Below are 14,505 nucleotides of genomic sequence, written 5' to 3' on the forward strand. Positions count from 1 at the left end.
AGGTGGAAAACTCATGGCGACCAATCCCGAGGCCGTCGGCCGACTGCTCGCCAATAGCGCCCTCATGAACGGCGAGCGCGAGCTTTTACGCCACCGTGACGGTCCGCCGGCGGAGACATCGCAGTCGGTCTCGCATCAGCAAGCCCCGCCGATCGCCACCGACAACAAAGCCGTCACGACCGTCCTGCTGACGCTGCTCGACGAGCAACTGCATGCCATGGAAACTGCCGCCGCAGGGCAGGCAAGTGCGCAAAAATCAGCAGACAGCGCCGTCACCGCATCAAAGCTGGCGACGGCTCGGTATGCCACGGACGGATTTGTCGGGGGCGACGATCCCGGCTTGCCGCAGCCGATGATCGGCGCCGATCAAATGCGAATGCAGGCGACGCCCGCCGTGGTTTCCGCGGATCTGCAGACGTTCGTGCAGCGGTTCGCGGCATTCGCGGCAGGACGATCTCGCGCGGCTCACGATAATACCGGCGCTTCCCGCAGCGGCGCCGGGCCTAGCTCAGCGGTCTTCAGCCGCTTTGCGCCTTTAGGGCTTGCAGGGTTCGCTGCCGTGCTGCTGTTGCTTCTTGCGATCATCGTGCAGTGGGTGGCGCGCTAGAGCTTTTCCGCTTTTCGTTGAATCGCGGATCGGCTCTAGATCTTTGTTTTGTCGTGCTTCTTATCGGAAAACCGGTTCCCACTTTTCCGGAAGCACTCTAACGCGCCGCGCGTCCGCGACCGATCAGACGGCCTGCGGCTGCGTTTTAGGTTCAGCGTTCTTATCGTCGGACTCGCGCGTCGGCTGGCTTTTGCCGATGTGGGCGAGCAGCGCCAGCAAGGCCGGATCGCCGCCAAGATCGGTAAAGGCGCGCGTGGATGACGATCGCGGGTCCGTAACGCTATCGGCGAGACGGACGACGCTTGTCGAGTGCGACGCAACCGCGTACGGCGAGGCCGGGCTCTCTATGTCCGTCGCGGGAGCCGTGCTTGGTTGCTGCGCCATAGCGACGACCGACGCCGATTGCGCGGTTTGCGCTTCCGGCGTTCCCGATCCGAACCAAACAACTTCCTGCAGCCGACGCTGAACCAGACCGTCGACCGCAGCGCCTCCGGCCTTGTGGTATTGCAGGAATAGCGAGCGCGCCTTGTCCATATCACCACTCGAAACCGCGTCGCCGAGGCCGCCCTGGGTCCAAGCCGTTCCCGCGTTGTAGGTCAACGATGTCAGCGCCGCGCGGCTGCCATCATCCAGCCCTGGCGCGAAACGGTCGACGAAATCGGCGGCTTTCTTGATCTCTCCGGCGAAACGGCGATCGGCTTCCGCCTTGTCGATGACTTCGCCCGCATAGCGAGCGCGCGTGCCGTAGCCGTTCGAGTTCTGCGCGTAGTCCCAGCGGGCTTCGGCAGAAAAACCTTCGAATTTTTTAATGGCGTCGAGATAGCTCGGGTCCAGCATGAGCCATGCTTGCCATGCGGAGCTTGCAGCAAACTGGTCTGGGTTTGGGCGGGTCTGATCAGCGGCGCGCGCGGGCCACGTCTCTCAGAACGTCAGCCTCGAGTTGCACTTCGTCCAGACGATGTTTGAGAACGTCGCCGATGCTGATGAGGCCGACGACGATGCCGTTCACGACGACGGGCAAGTGACGGATGCGGCGCTGCGTCATGACGTTGGCGACGATCGCAACGCTATCTTCCGGCGCGCAGGTCACGACCGATCGCGTCATGAGATCGGATACACGCATTTCCGGCAAGCCGGTGCCGAACTCGTCGATGGCGCGCGCGAGATCGCGTTCCGAAACGATGCCCTGCAGACGGCCCTCGGCATCAAGGACGAGCATGGCGCCGACGGCTTCTTTTCTGAAACTATGCGCCAAGGCCCGCAAAGTTGCCTTCGGCTCGATCGTCTTCACAGCCGAGCCCTTGGTTTTCAGAATATCGGAAACGCGCATCTGATCGGTCCAATCAAGATCGGCCAACCCTTCGCAATTACCGGCGTGCAGGCGTTGCAGTGCCGATAACAGGGCAGCTTTATTTTCAGAATTCAAAAGATCGAGGCGGTGACGGTCGGGACCGGCGATAAGGTCCGGGAGACTTTCGACGACCACGCTTCCGGCGCCGAACGCCGGTGTTTCCTTGCAAAAGGCGCTGCGTGTCGTGATGACCGGGAAGCCCGCCGCGCGCGCAGCCTCGCGTCCGATTCGGCCTGCCTCAATGACCATGCAATGCTCAGGGCCGGTGTCGACCAGCGCCAGCGTATCGCGATAGAGACGCTCGCAATCGCCGCTGTAGAGGGCATCATCGGCGACGACGAGGTGGAAAACTTCTTGGCCTCGCTGACCTAGAACCGTTTCAAGAAGTTTATCCGTGTCGCGGCGGGACAGCGTTGAGACGAGGACGGGGCGCAAGCCTTCGGCGCGCGCCGTGACAACCAATTCACGAATACCGGACCGAGGTTCGATGCGGCTATCGGCCAGCATTTCGCTGAAAATCTTGGATGCACGCCGGTGCATTGCCTGAATGAGCAGAGTGAAGTCTTCAGTCTCGGGGCGGCCACGCAGAAGAGAGCGAACGTAATGCGCCATGCGCGCTTCGCCGCCGCCAAGCTTCGTCGTCAGCGCGAAACCTTCGCGGTCGCACGACCATCGATAATCGGATTCCGAGAAGGCTTTCGCGAACGCCCGCCAGCGCACGTCCTCGGTTTCCGCGAGGGCGCCGTCTGCCCGAATGATAATGACCTGAAGTGTCATCTGCTGCCGTTCGCCACCCAGGGCCTTATGGACCTAAGTACACCCCGCACGAGATCCCGCCAACGCGACGTAAAGTCTGTAAACAAGGCACAAATCTTGTGCAGCGACGTATGGGCGGCGGGCCAATCGCCGCGCCGGTTTCAAGACGGCGATGCAGCGTGGTGGAAAGAAACGAGATTTATTTCGGCCGTTCAGCCGCTTCCGGTCAGCGCAACTCGTCGCGCAACCAGGGCATCGTCTCGCGAAGACCCGTCAGGACCGAGCGCTCCAGCGCCTCCTTGCAGGCGCGCGTCAGTTCGCGCGGCAACGTGCCGAGTTCTTGTCTCCGGCTGACCAAAGTCAAGGTCCGCCTCAGGCTTGGCCCCGGTAGCGGAGCGGTGCGTATGCGATTGCCGTCGAACGCCGTTTCCGCGACGCAGACCGGTGTTGAAATCGCAAAGCCTTTGCCGCGCGCGACCATATCCGTCACGCCGAATGGCGTGTCGAATTCAAGCCCGTTCGGAAAATCGATGTTCAACCGGCGGAGATGGCGCTCGATGTCGATGCCGGTTCTGGATCGCGCGCTGTAGCGCAAGAACGGCAGCCGATCCGCCGCCTCGGCAAGGTCGGCGATCGATCTCGGTATTTTCGTCTTTTCTGGAAAGACTAAAATGTAGGGCTCGTTCAACAGCTCGAAGCGGTCCAGACCCTCGATGTCGCTCATGTCGTCGACGCCGATGAACAGATCGAGATTGCGCGTCAACAGGGAACCTGCGTGCGAGGCCGTCAAGCCTGACTGGATCGATACCTGCTCGGCGTGTTCGGTAAGGAATGAAGCGACGGGGCCGGTCAAGGCGCGCGACAGACTATCGACCAATCCGGCGCGAATGAGCGCGAGCCGTCCGCGTGCCGTATGCCGGATCGCCGTCGTGATCTGACGTGCTTCCGAGAGCAGCGCGGACGCACGCTGACGCATGATCTCGCCCGCAGGCGTCAATGCGATCGGACGAACGCTGCGGTCGAAAAGTTTGACCCGCATTCTGGTTTCGAGATCGGCAATGGCCTGCGAGATCGCGGGCTGCGTCAACGAAAGTTTTTTTGCTGCCGCCGCCATCGAACGCGCTTCGCACACGGCCAGAAAAGCTTCGAGCGCGTGCAGGTCAAACGGAAGACGGTTTTGGCGAACTGTCATGGTCCCCCACATAATAAGAATGACTTATATTAAGGTCAATTCCCTGCTGATGTACAAGGCATCGTGTTGGTATTACGACGTTCCCATGCCACCCGCGACAGGGACTTGAAGAACAGCCATGGCGTCTGATCGCTATTCAATATTTCCAGTTCTGCTCGAAGCTTTCCGGGGTCAAACCGGATGGCGCCCAGCTTGGCGCAAAGCCACTGCGAAGCCCGCCTACGACGTCGTTCTCGTCGGCGCCGGCGGACACGGCCTCGCGACCGCCTATTACCTCGCCAAACGCTACGGCATTAAAAATATTGCCGTCGTCGAAAAGGGCTGGGTCGGCTCGGGCAACATCGGGCGCAACACGACAATTGTCCGCTCGAACTACCTGCTTCCCGGCAACGTGCCGTTCTACGAGACGAGCATGAAGCTGTGGGAAGGCCTCGAGCAAGACATCAACTATAATGCGATGGTTTCGCAGCGCGGCATCCTCAATCTCTATCACTCGGATGGCCAGCGCGACTCCTACGCCCGTCGCGGAAACTCCATGCGGATGCATGGCATCGATGCCGAGCTTCTCGATGACGAAGCCGTCCGCCGCATGTATCCGTGGCTGAACTTCAATGACGCCCGCTTCCCGATCAAAGGCGGATTGCTGCAGAAGCGCGGTGGCACGGTGCGCCATGACGCGGTCGCCTGGGGCTACGCTCGTGCCGCCGACCAGCTCGGCGTCGACATTATCGAAAATACGGAAGTCACCGGCTTCCGGATGGACGCCGGACGCATCACTGGCGTCGAGACGTCGAAGGGCTTCATCGCGGCGAAAAAAGTCGGCCTCGCATGCGCGGGCAATTCCTCGCGTGTCGCGGCACTGGCCGGTCTCAATCTCCCGATCGAGAGCCACGTACTGCAGGCGTTCGTATCGGAAGGCATCAAGCCGTTCATCGACGGCGTCGTCACCTTCGGCGCGGGCCACTTCTATATCAGCCAGTCCGACAAGGGCGGCCTCGTGTTCGGTGGCGATCTCGACGGTTATAATTCCTATGCACAGCGGGGTAATCTGCCTGTCGTCGAGGATGTCATCGAAGGCGGCATGGCGCTGATGCCGCGCATCGGCCGGGTCCGGCTGCTCCGTTCGTGGGGCGGCATCATGGACATGAGCATGGACGGTTCGCCGATCATCGATCAGACGCCGATCAACGGTCTCTATATCAATGCCGGCTGGTGCTACGGCGGTTTCAAGGCAACGCCCGCCTCGGGTCTCTGCTTCGCGCATTTGATCGCGAAAAACGAGCCGCACGAGGTTGCGCGCAGCTATCGCCTCGATCGTTTCCGCACCGGCCACATGATCGACGAAAAAGGCATGGGCAACCAACCCAATCTGCACTGAAGGCTAAAAAACCATGCGCATCAGATGCCCGCATTGCGGCGAACGTGCCCTCGACGAGTTTTCGTATCTTGGCGACGCGAGCCTCACGCGGCCCGATCCGGCTTCGCCGGACGCGGCCAACGAATTCTACGCCTATGCCTACGAGCGCCGAAACATTGCCGGTCCGACGCAAGAGCTTTGGTATCACCAAGCGGGATGCCACGCTTGGCTCGTCGTCACGCGCGATACGCGCTCCCATGAAATTTCCGACGTGAAGCTGGCCGAAGACGTCGCGTCGCAACGCAGCAAAACGACGGCAGGTGCAGCATGAGCGGTAATCAGTCGTTCCGGCTTTCGAAGGGTGGTCTCGTCGACCGTTCGAAGCTTCTGAGATTTTCTTTTGACGGCATGGAGTACGATGGTTTCGGCGGAGACACGCTAACCTCGGCGCTTCTGGCGAACGGCGTGCATCTGGTCGGCCGTTCCTTCAAATACCATCGCCCGCGCGGCATCCTCTCGGCCGGATCGGAAGACCCGAACGCGCTTGTCGAGCTGCGCTCCGGCGCGCGCCGCGAGCCCAATACAAAAGCGACCACGGTCGAACTTTATGATGGGCTCGAGGCGACCAGCCAAAACCGTTTCCCATCGCTGAGACTCGACGTGATGGCCGTCAACGGCCTGCTGTCGCCGGTTTTCTCGGCCGGCTTTTACTACAAGACATTCATGTGGCCGGCGTCGTTCTGGGAAAAGCTGTACGAGCCGATGATCCGTCGTGCCGCCGGTCTCGGCCGCGCCGCGATGGAGGACGATCCCGACATCTACGACAAGGCGAACGCATTCTGCGATGTGCTGGTCGTCGGCGCTGGACCTGCCGGACTGATGGCGGCGCTCGCTGCTGCCCGCTCCGGTGCGCGCGTCATTCTCGCCGATGAAAGCTTCACGCTCGGCGGACGTCTTCTCGCCGAGAACCGCTCGGTCGACGGCAAGAGTTCGGCCGAATGGGCGAAGGGTGTCGTCGCAGAGCTTGCGGCATTGCCGAATGTCCGCCTGCTTCCGAGAACGACCGTGTTCGGCGCCTATGACGGCGGCACGTTCGGCGCGGTGGAACACGTTGCCGATCATCTGCCGAAGCCAGCAGAGGGTCAGCCGCGGCAGAGACTCTGGCGCATCGTCGCGAAGCAGGTTGTCGCCGCGCAAGGCGCGACGGAACGGCCGATCGTTTTTGGAAACAACGATCGCCCTGGCGTCATGCTTGCGAGCGCAGCGCGGACCTATATCAACCGTCACGGCGTTGCCCCGGGCCGCATCGCGGTCGTCTTCTCCAGTAACGACGACGGCGCTTCGACCATCAACGATCTCACGGCGGCAGGCATCACGGTTGCGGCTCTCGTCGATCCGCGCCCGGCGCTTCCGCAAGTAATCAAGGCGCGCGCCGACGCGCTCGGCATTCGCGTCTTTACCGGCGGCGTCGTTACCGATGCGATTGGGCGGTCTCGCGTCAAGGGCGCCCGCATCATCGACTCATCGGGCGGCGTTCACTCGGTTTCCTGCGATCTGCTCGTCGTCTCCGGCGGCTTCAGCCCGAACGTGCAGATCACGACGCATCTTGGTGGCCGTTCGCAATGGCGTGACGATATCGCCGCGTTCGTGCCCGGAACGATGCCGAAGACTCTGGCTGCGGCCGGTGCCGCGAACGGTTCATTCTCGCTCTCGTCCTGTTTGTCCGAAGGCGCGCGCACCGGCAGCGCGGCAGCTTCGAACGCGGGCTTCGATGCGAAGCCGATCGCCGTCCCGTCCTCCGACGACGAACCGAGCGGCGTCACGGCGTTCTGGCATGTCGAGGGTGCGAAGCACAAAGCCTTCGTCGATTTCCAGAACGACGTCACGGCGGCCGATGTTGCTCTTGCGGAGCGCGAAGGCTATCGCTCCGTCGAGCATCTTAAGCGCTACACGACGCTCGGCATGGCGACCGATCAAGGACGGACTTCGGGCGTCAACGGCATGGCGATCATGGCGCGGCTGACGGGCAAGTCCATTCCGGAGACGGGGATCACGACCGCGCGTCCGCCGTACACGCCGGTTTCACTCGGCGCGCTTGCGGGCGAGCATCGCGGCAAGCACTTCAAGCCGTTCCGTCTCACGCCCTCGCACAATTGGGCGAAGGCCCAAGGCGCGGTTTTCATCGAAGCGGGATTGTGGCTCCGCTCTCTTTATTTCTCTAAGCCGTTCGAATCCGACTCGCTGACGTCGGTCATCCGCGAAGTCAACGGCGTGCGTAATGGCGTCGGCTTCTGCGATGTGTCGACGCTCGGCAAGGTCGAAGTTCACGGGGCTGACGCCGGGAAGTTCCTGGACCGCGTCTACATCAACATGATGAGCACACTTGCGGTCGGCAAAGCGCGTTACGGCGCGATGCTGCGGGAAGACGGCATCATGATGGACGACGGCACCGCGGCGCGCTTCGCGGAGGATCGCTATTTCGTCACGACGACGACGGTCAACGCCATCAAAGTCGTGCAGCATCTCGAGCTGTGCAAGCAGTGGCATTGGCCCGATCTCGACGTGCAGATCGTGCCGTCGACGGATCAGTGGGCGCAATACTCGGTTGCCGGTCCCCGCGCGCGTGAACTCATCTCGCGTATCGTCGACAAGCCCTTCGACGTTTCGAACGAAGGTCTTCCGTACATGGGCGTCGCCGAAATCACGGCGCTCGGCGGACTGAAGGCGCGAATTTACCGGCTGTCGTTCTCGGGCGAGCTTGCTTATGAGATCGCCGTTCCGGCGCGGCACGGCGATTTGCTCGCTCGTTCGCTGATGGAAAAGGGCGCCGACCTTGGGGTCACGCCCTATGGTACGGAAGCTCTCGGCGTCATGCGTATCGAGAAGGGCCACGTCGGCGGACCGGAAATCAACGGCATGACGACGGCGGCCGATGTCGGCCTCGGAAAAATGGCGTCGAAGAAGAAAGACTATATCGGCCGCGTTCTGTCGGAGCGCTCCGGCCTCACCGATGCGAACCGTCCACGTCTCGCCGGCTTCCGGCCCGTCGATCGCGCCGCGCGGTTGAGATCGGGCGCCCACTTCGTCAACCGCGATGCGGAGCCGACGGCCGCCAACGATCAAGGCTATTTGACTTCGGTTGCCTACTCGCCTTCGAACGGACATTGGATCGGACTCGGGTTCCTGAAGAATGCCGAGTCGCGCATGGGCGAAATCGTCCGCGCGTATGATCCGGTTCGGGGTGGCGATACCCTGGTCGAAGTCGTGTCACCCATATTCGTCGATAGCGAAGGAGCGAGACTCCGTGTCTGATCCTCACAACGAAGCGGCTTTAAAGCGCAACGGCCTGAAAATTTCGAAGCGCGAAGACGTCGCCATGACGCATGTCGCTCTCAGGCGCGGCATGCAGTCTGAACTCGAAAAGCGGGCGAATGCTTTGTTCGGCACGGCGCTTCCGCCGACGGCACGCGCTGTCGAAGGAGCGGGCAAGCTCGTCGTCTGGGCCGGGCCGGAGCAATGGCTGGTTGTCGAACCCAAATCCGGCGGCAAAGATCCGAGCGCGGAGTTGGCGGAAGCCCTCAAAGGCGTTGCCTCCGTCGTCGATGTCGGCGACAGCCGGGTTCTCTTCCGGGTTGAAGGTCAAAAAGCGACCGAGGTGCTTATCCCCGGCATGGCGATCGATTTTCACGATCAGGTCTTCAAGCCTGGAGACGTCGCCATCACGCATGCGTCGCATCTCGGCGTCATCGTTTGGCGGCTTCCGGACGGCAAAGGCTACGAATTTGCCTGTGCCAGGACTTACGCCGTCGCATTTTCGCAATGGCTGTATGATACCTGCGGGAAGTTAATACCGGCCTGATTGGACCTATTCCAACCTGTGCAAACCAGCCGCGACAACGGCTGGGTAGAATTCTTGTCCGAGACGTGCCAACTTGCGCCCGCCGTGAGGCCAGGACCGCTGGTCTAGCGCGGTGTGGAAGGGCATTCATGTCGGATAAGACTCGAAAAACTCAGGTGGCAATCGCCGAGCCCGAGCCCCTTGCGACGGGCTCGAACGCTCCCGGCGCCGCGGAACACACTCTCGAGCAAGCCATCGGGCACCAGGTCCGGCATCATCGCAAGCAGGCGGGATTAACCGTCGCGGAACTCGCTGTTGCGGCGCAAATCTCGCCCGGCATGCTGTCCAAGATCGAAAACGGGCAGATTTCCCCGTCGCTCAGCACGTTGCAGATGCTCGCGGCGGCCTTGAACGTGCCCCTCACCGTACTTTTCTCGTCTTTCGAGCAGCGCCGCGACTGTTCCTATGTCCGGTCGGGCGAAGGCGTCGTGATCCGTCGCCGAGGGACGAAAGTCGGCCATCAATATCAGTTGCTTGGGCACTCTCTCGACGGCGATGTCGTGGTCGAGCCCTATCTCATTACGTTGTCCGACGACGCGGTTGCCTATACCGGCTTTCAGCATGAAGGCGTCGAGTTCATCTTCATGCTGACGGGCGAAGTTGAATATGCTCATGCCGATCGCAGCTATCGACTCAGCGCGGGCGACGCCATTCTGTTCGATAGTGCAGCGCCGCATGGTCCGGCGCGTCTGATCGAGGCGCCGATGACCTATCTTTCGGTCATCATCTATCCGCGTCAGTAGGCTGGCATTCCGCAGAATTTTTCCCAACAAACCGTGGCTCTTTTTGTTTGATTGGCGCGTCGGCATTGCGCGCGCTTCCGACCCTCTGATCGGCAGGCTATTTTTTCCAAACGAACAGCGAGGTCATTGACCCGTCACAAAAGGCATGCCCTTTACATCGACCGGTGCGCATGCGCGTCGCCGCATAGATTTTTTTATTGCGTTGCAACGACATGGCAACCGAGCAACTTGCGAGCTACGACGTCTCATCCGGGAGGCGCTCGCGCGCTTGGCTTCGCGATCGAACGTTATCTTCGCGGGTCTGCTGGACCCTGACGACGATCATCGCCGTAGGTCTCATTTCCTATCACTGCCGTTATGAAGGCTGGCTACAGACGATCGTGTTCGCGGGGGCCGTGACCGCTTCGCTTTTCAGCCTCGCGCTGCTGCTGTCGCGGCGCGTGCTTTTTTCCATCGTGCTCGTCGCCCTCCTCGTGGCAACGATCGTCATGGCGGCGGACGTCAAGCGCCACTACATCGAGATGGTGCTGCACGCTTATGACGTCGTTTTCTATCTGACGTCGTGGTCGACGCTCGTTTTTCTGTGGGCCGACCATAAGCTCATGCTGCTGGCACTTGCGGGCATGGCGATGCTGGCTGCGGGGTCCGGACTTTTCCTGTGGCAAATCGACGGAACGCGCGTGCCGCGCGCGATCAGCGGCGTCCTGTTTATTTTTTGTGTCGCCATCGCCGCTACGGCGAGCTACGCCAAAGGCGAGCGACGGAACACCTCATTTTTCTGGGATAATCAATATCTTGCGTCCTTTTATTCGTCGTGGCCGGAGACCATCGCAACGCTGTGGCGCGGGCAACTCCTGGACGCGCTGAAGGCGCAGCCGCTGCCGCCGTTCGCTGTTCCGGCGACGTGCGAGCCGTCCGAAAAACCACCCCACGTCATCCTGATCCATCAAGAGAGCGTGGTGCCGCCGTCGTATTTTCCGCAAGTCGAGTACGACACGGGCCTCGATCCCTTTTTCAAATCCTTCGACGGCCGCTTGCACAAATTGCGCGTCGAGACGTATGGCGGCGCGTCGTGGCTGACGGAGTTCTCCGTTCTGGCCGGGGTCTCGACCTATTCGTTCGGCGGTATGCGGACGTTTGTGCAATCGCTGATGGAAGGAAAAATTCACGACGCGGTGCCGCAAGTTCTGGCGCGCTGCGGTTACAGGAACAGCCTTTTCTATCCGGTGCCCAAGGATTTCGTTGCCAGCGGCAGGTTCTATTCGACAATCGGCATTCCGGACATCTTCGACTACCGCGCCCAAGGCGCGAAGCGCTTCAACGAGCGCGATCGCTTCTACTATCAGCGCGTTCTCGATAATATCGAAGGCAATCTTGCCAAGTCGAAAAGCCCGCTATTCACGTTCGTCGTCACGTCGGCCACGCACCTACCCTATACCTATAAGTATGCTCCCGACGTGGATGTGCCCGGTGGCGCTGCCGGAACCGATCCGGAAATGAGCGAATATCTGCGCCGCCTTGCGATGGCGCATATGGACTACGATGAATTCCGCTCGCTGCTGGCGAAGCGCTTTCCGAAAGAGCGATTCCTGATCGTTCAATACGGCGACCATCAGCCGATTGCGACGCGCACGCTGCTCGGTTTCGACAAAGGCTCGGCGGCGGAAGATATTCATTTGACGCCCGAGAGCGCAGGCCTCTTGACCTACTATTCAGTCGACGGCGTCAACTACGAACCGCCGCCTCTGCCCGACGAGGATGTCGTGGAAGTGCCCTACCTCGGCACCATCCTGCTCAATTCGGCCCGGCTACCGTTGCCGCCGTCCTATCAGGCGCGGCTCGATCTCATGAGCCTTTGTGATGGCCGCTACTACACCTGCGCGAAATCGAAAAGCATCCTGTCGTTCCACCGCAGGCTGATGGATTCTGGCTTGATCGACAGCCAGTGACGCGCCGTTGACCATGATTGCCGCCATTGCTGGTATTTCGGCGCTGTGGCACGTTTGCGTCTATAGTCCTATCCAGTCTGTTTTCGAACAGGCGGCACAGCAAAAGCCGAGCGTTGAATGTCGACTAAATCCACTCGCGCCGCTTGCGGCATCCGGGCCGTCGCAAGTTCTCTCCCGACGCGTGAGGCGGTCGCCGCTGCACGCTCTGAACTTGCCGGCGAAATCCTACAGCACGTCATCGTTTTTTTTTCGAACGAGCACGACCCTGAAATCCTGCTCGACGCCTTGAAGCGCAGTTTCCCCGATACGCCCGTTTCCGGGTGCAGCACGTCAGGCGAAATCGGCCCCCTCGGCATGATGAAGGGCGGGATTGTTTTCATCGCGTTTCCGGAAGCCGGCTTCCGCCTGATGAGCGCGGTCATCGCCGATATCGACAAGGGCGGCGTCGAGCGCGCCTCCGAAATCGCGCGGCGCCTTCGCATCCAAATGATCGGCTCGGCGAGCCAGTCCGCAAAAGAACATATCTTCGCGCTGGTGCTGGTCGACGGATTGTCGAATGCCGAAGAAGCGTTGATCGCCGCACTCGATCTTTCACTCGACGGCATCGAGCTTGTCGGCGGCTCGGCCGGGGACGGACTCGTTTTCCAAGATACGGTGCTGATCTATCGCGGCAACGTCGTTCGCCGGGGAGCCATTCTTTTCGTCATCGAGACGGAAGCTCCCGTGCGCATCTTCAAAACGCAGAATTTTGAACCAACACCCGTCAAGCTCGTCGTCACGGCGGCCGACACGGCGAACCGGATCGTCTACGAGCTCAACGCGGAGCCGGCGGCGGCGGAATATGCGGCGGCGATCGGTCTGCGGCCGGACGAACTCGGACCCTACACATTTGCGTCTTATCCGTTGGTCGTAAAAATCGGCGGCAACTATTATTGCCGCTGTATCCGCACCGTGAATCTGGATGGATCGTTGTCGTTCTTTTGTGCCATCGACGAAGGTCTGGTTTTCACGGTCGCACGCCCCCGTGATATGCTGCGGACAACGTTAGAAGCACTCGAAGGTGTCGATGCCGCACTCGGCGGCACTGATTTCATCCTGGGCTTCGATTGCATTTTGCGCCGCCTCGACGCGGAAAGTCGGCAAGTGCGTCACAAAGTAGAAGAGATCTATCAGCGTTTCGGCGTGGCCGGGTTTCATACGTACGGTGAGCAATTCAACGCCATGCATCTCAACCAGACACTCACCGGGATCGCCTTCGCCACGTCCATCGATAAGCCGCGTGACCCATGACGGATGGCACACCGACTGATCACTTACCGCAAACGCCTTTGGAGTTCGGCCGGGCGTTCGACAAGCTGCGCAAAATCAACGACGCCCTGATGAAGCGCGTCGAGCGCTCGATGGACCAACAAGCCAACGCGTTTTCGCTCTTCCAGACTGCGATTAATCAGGAAACGCAGATCAGGATCAGAACGGAAGAGCTGAACAACGCTTTGACGAAGCTTGCGCAAGCGAACGTCGAACTCAGCGCAGCGCGCGATGCGGCAGAGCGTTCAAACGTCGTCAAGACGCGATTTTTCACCGCCGTCGGACATGATCTCCTGCAGCCGTTGCACGCCGCGCGCCTGACGTTATCGGAACTGATGGATACGCAGTCGGAGCCCGACCACAAGCAGCTCACCAATAATATTTCCAGCGCGCTCGTCACGATCGAGGAACTCCTGACGAGCATCCTCGATATTTCCAAGCTCGAAGCCGGCGTTTTCGTGCCGAACATCCAGACGGTGGCGCTCGGTGCGATTTTCGAGCAGCTTGCTTGCAATATCGAGCCCGTTACCCGCCGCAAGCGTCTTGATTTCCGCTGGCGGCCGACCAACCTCGGCGTTCGTTCCGATCCGCTGATGCTCCGGCGAATCGTCCAAAATCTGCTTGCCAACGCCGCTCACTATACTGAAGTGGGCGGTGTGCTGCTGGCGGCGCGACGGCGCGGATCTGAGGTCGAGATTGAAGTCTGGGATACCGGCCCCGGCGTCGCTCCGCAAGAACGCGAGCGCATCTTCGAAGAGTTCCATCGCGGCGAAGCTTCCGAGAGATCGGGCGGCGCCGGCTTCGGGCTTGGGCTCGCGATCGTGCGGCGCATGTCGGACTCGCTGGGGCATGAATTGAAGCTTCAATCGCGCGTCGGCGTCGGTTCGCGGTTTTCGATCACGGCGCCCTATGCGGCGCCGCTCTCGAAAGCGGAGCCGAAAGCTCAATCTTTGCCGTCGAACAACAATTATCTCGTTGCCCGGCCGCTGATCGTGATCGACAACGATCTCGGCGTGCTCGGAGCCATGCAGACACTGCTGTCGCGATGGGGCGCCGACGTTCGCTTGGCGCGCGATCTCGACGACGTGAACGAGATTCTTGCCGACCCGGCGTTTTCACCCGCCGTCATTCTTGCCGACTATCATCTTGACGGCAGCGTGCTCGGCATCGAGGCGGTCGTGCGTATCCGGCAGTCCTTTGGAAACAAGATTCCAGCGATCCTGATCACTGCCGACCGCACTCAGGCGACCGCTGATGCTGCACGGCAATTCGATTGCGCGCTTCTGCACAAGCCGGTGCGACCGGCCGAGCTTCGCGCGCTGATGCAGCATCTTCTGGCGTGAG

12 protein-coding genes are annotated in these 14,505 nt (G+C 60.9%); 9 read left to right on the forward strand and 3 right to left on the reverse strand.

The window, feature by feature from the left end; all coding sequences use genetic code 11:
* Positions 1–13: 13 nt before the first annotated feature.
* On the forward strand, positions 14–607 hold the full coding sequence (locus WC026_RS05530; RefSeq protein WP_372709830.1) for a hypothetical protein: 594 nt from the start codon (positions 14–16) through the stop codon (positions 605–607).
* A 123-nt stretch (positions 608–730) separates the two neighbouring features.
* On the opposite strand, the gene WC026_RS05535 is transcribed toward WC026_RS05530, so the two are convergent.
* From WC026_RS05535 to WC026_RS05545, 3 genes are all read right to left on the reverse strand, one after another.
* Complete coding sequence (locus WC026_RS05535; protein WP_372709831.1) at positions 731–1,444, reverse strand: lysozyme; 714 nt, start codon at positions 1,442–1,444, stop codon at positions 731–733.
* A gap of 58 nt (positions 1,445–1,502) precedes the next feature.
* Positions 1,503–2,735 (reverse strand): CBS domain-containing protein, encoded by a 1,233-nt coding sequence (locus WC026_RS05540; RefSeq protein ID WP_372709832.1) that lies wholly within the window; start codon positions 2,733–2,735, stop codon positions 1,503–1,505.
* A gap of 205 nt (positions 2,736–2,940) precedes the next feature.
* Positions 2,941–3,906 carry a LysR family transcriptional regulator gene (locus WC026_RS05545; RefSeq protein WP_372709833.1) on the reverse strand — a complete coding sequence of 322 codons (966 nt, stop codon included), beginning with the start codon at positions 3,904–3,906 and terminating at the stop codon, positions 2,941–2,943.
* 118 nt (positions 3,907–4,024) lie between these two features.
* Here WC026_RS05545 and WC026_RS05550 point away from each other — a divergent pair, with 118 nt between their 5' ends.
* The 8 genes from WC026_RS05550 to WC026_RS05585 all read left to right on the forward strand — a co-directional run bounded on the left by WC026_RS05550 (position 4,025) and on the right by WC026_RS05585 (position 14,504).
* Complete coding sequence (locus tag WC026_RS05550) at positions 4,025–5,284, forward strand: sarcosine oxidase subunit beta family protein (protein ID WP_372709834.1); 1,260 nt, start codon at positions 4,025–4,027, stop codon at positions 5,282–5,284.
* A 13-nt stretch (positions 5,285–5,297) separates the two neighbouring features.
* Complete coding sequence (locus WC026_RS05555; RefSeq protein WP_372709835.1) at positions 5,298–5,594, forward strand: sarcosine oxidase subunit delta; 297 nt, start codon at positions 5,298–5,300, stop codon at positions 5,592–5,594.
* On the forward strand, positions 5,591–8,575 hold the full coding sequence (locus WC026_RS05560; RefSeq protein WP_372709836.1) for a sarcosine oxidase subunit alpha family protein: 2,985 nt from the start codon (positions 5,591–5,593) through the stop codon (positions 8,573–8,575). The genes WC026_RS05555 and WC026_RS05560 overlap by 4 nt, the downstream gene beginning before the upstream one ends.
* A complete protein-coding gene (locus WC026_RS05565; RefSeq protein WP_372709837.1) occupies positions 8,568–9,122 on the forward strand; it encodes a sarcosine oxidase subunit gamma in 555 nt (184 codons plus the stop codon). Before WC026_RS05560 ends, WC026_RS05565 begins: the two co-directional genes overlap by 8 nt.
* Positions 9,123–9,250: 128 nt before the next feature.
* On the forward strand, positions 9,251–9,904 hold the full coding sequence (locus tag WC026_RS05570; RefSeq protein WP_013217074.1) for a helix-turn-helix domain-containing protein: 654 nt from the start codon (positions 9,251–9,253) through the stop codon (positions 9,902–9,904).
* A 212-nt stretch (positions 9,905–10,116) separates the two neighbouring features.
* Entirely contained in the window at positions 10,117–11,853 is a 1,737-nt protein-coding gene (locus WC026_RS05575; RefSeq protein WP_372709838.1) for a sulfatase-like hydrolase/transferase, read from the forward strand.
* A gap of 117 nt (positions 11,854–11,970) precedes the next feature.
* Complete coding sequence (locus WC026_RS05580; protein ID WP_372709839.1) at positions 11,971–13,143, forward strand: FIST N-terminal domain-containing protein; 1,173 nt, start codon at positions 11,971–11,973, stop codon at positions 13,141–13,143.
* The gene (locus WC026_RS05585) at positions 13,140–14,504 is read left to right on the forward strand and encodes a hybrid sensor histidine kinase/response regulator (protein ID WP_372709840.1); all 1,365 of its coding nucleotides are present in this window, start codon (positions 13,140–13,142) and stop codon (positions 14,502–14,504) included. The genes WC026_RS05580 and WC026_RS05585 overlap by 4 nt, the downstream gene beginning before the upstream one ends.
* Position 14,505: the final 1 nt, after the last annotated feature.

It is taken from the genome of Hyphomicrobium sp., from assembly GCF_041674905.1.
Taxonomy (GTDB): domain Bacteria; phylum Pseudomonadota; class Alphaproteobacteria; order Rhizobiales; family Hyphomicrobiaceae; genus Hyphomicrobium_B.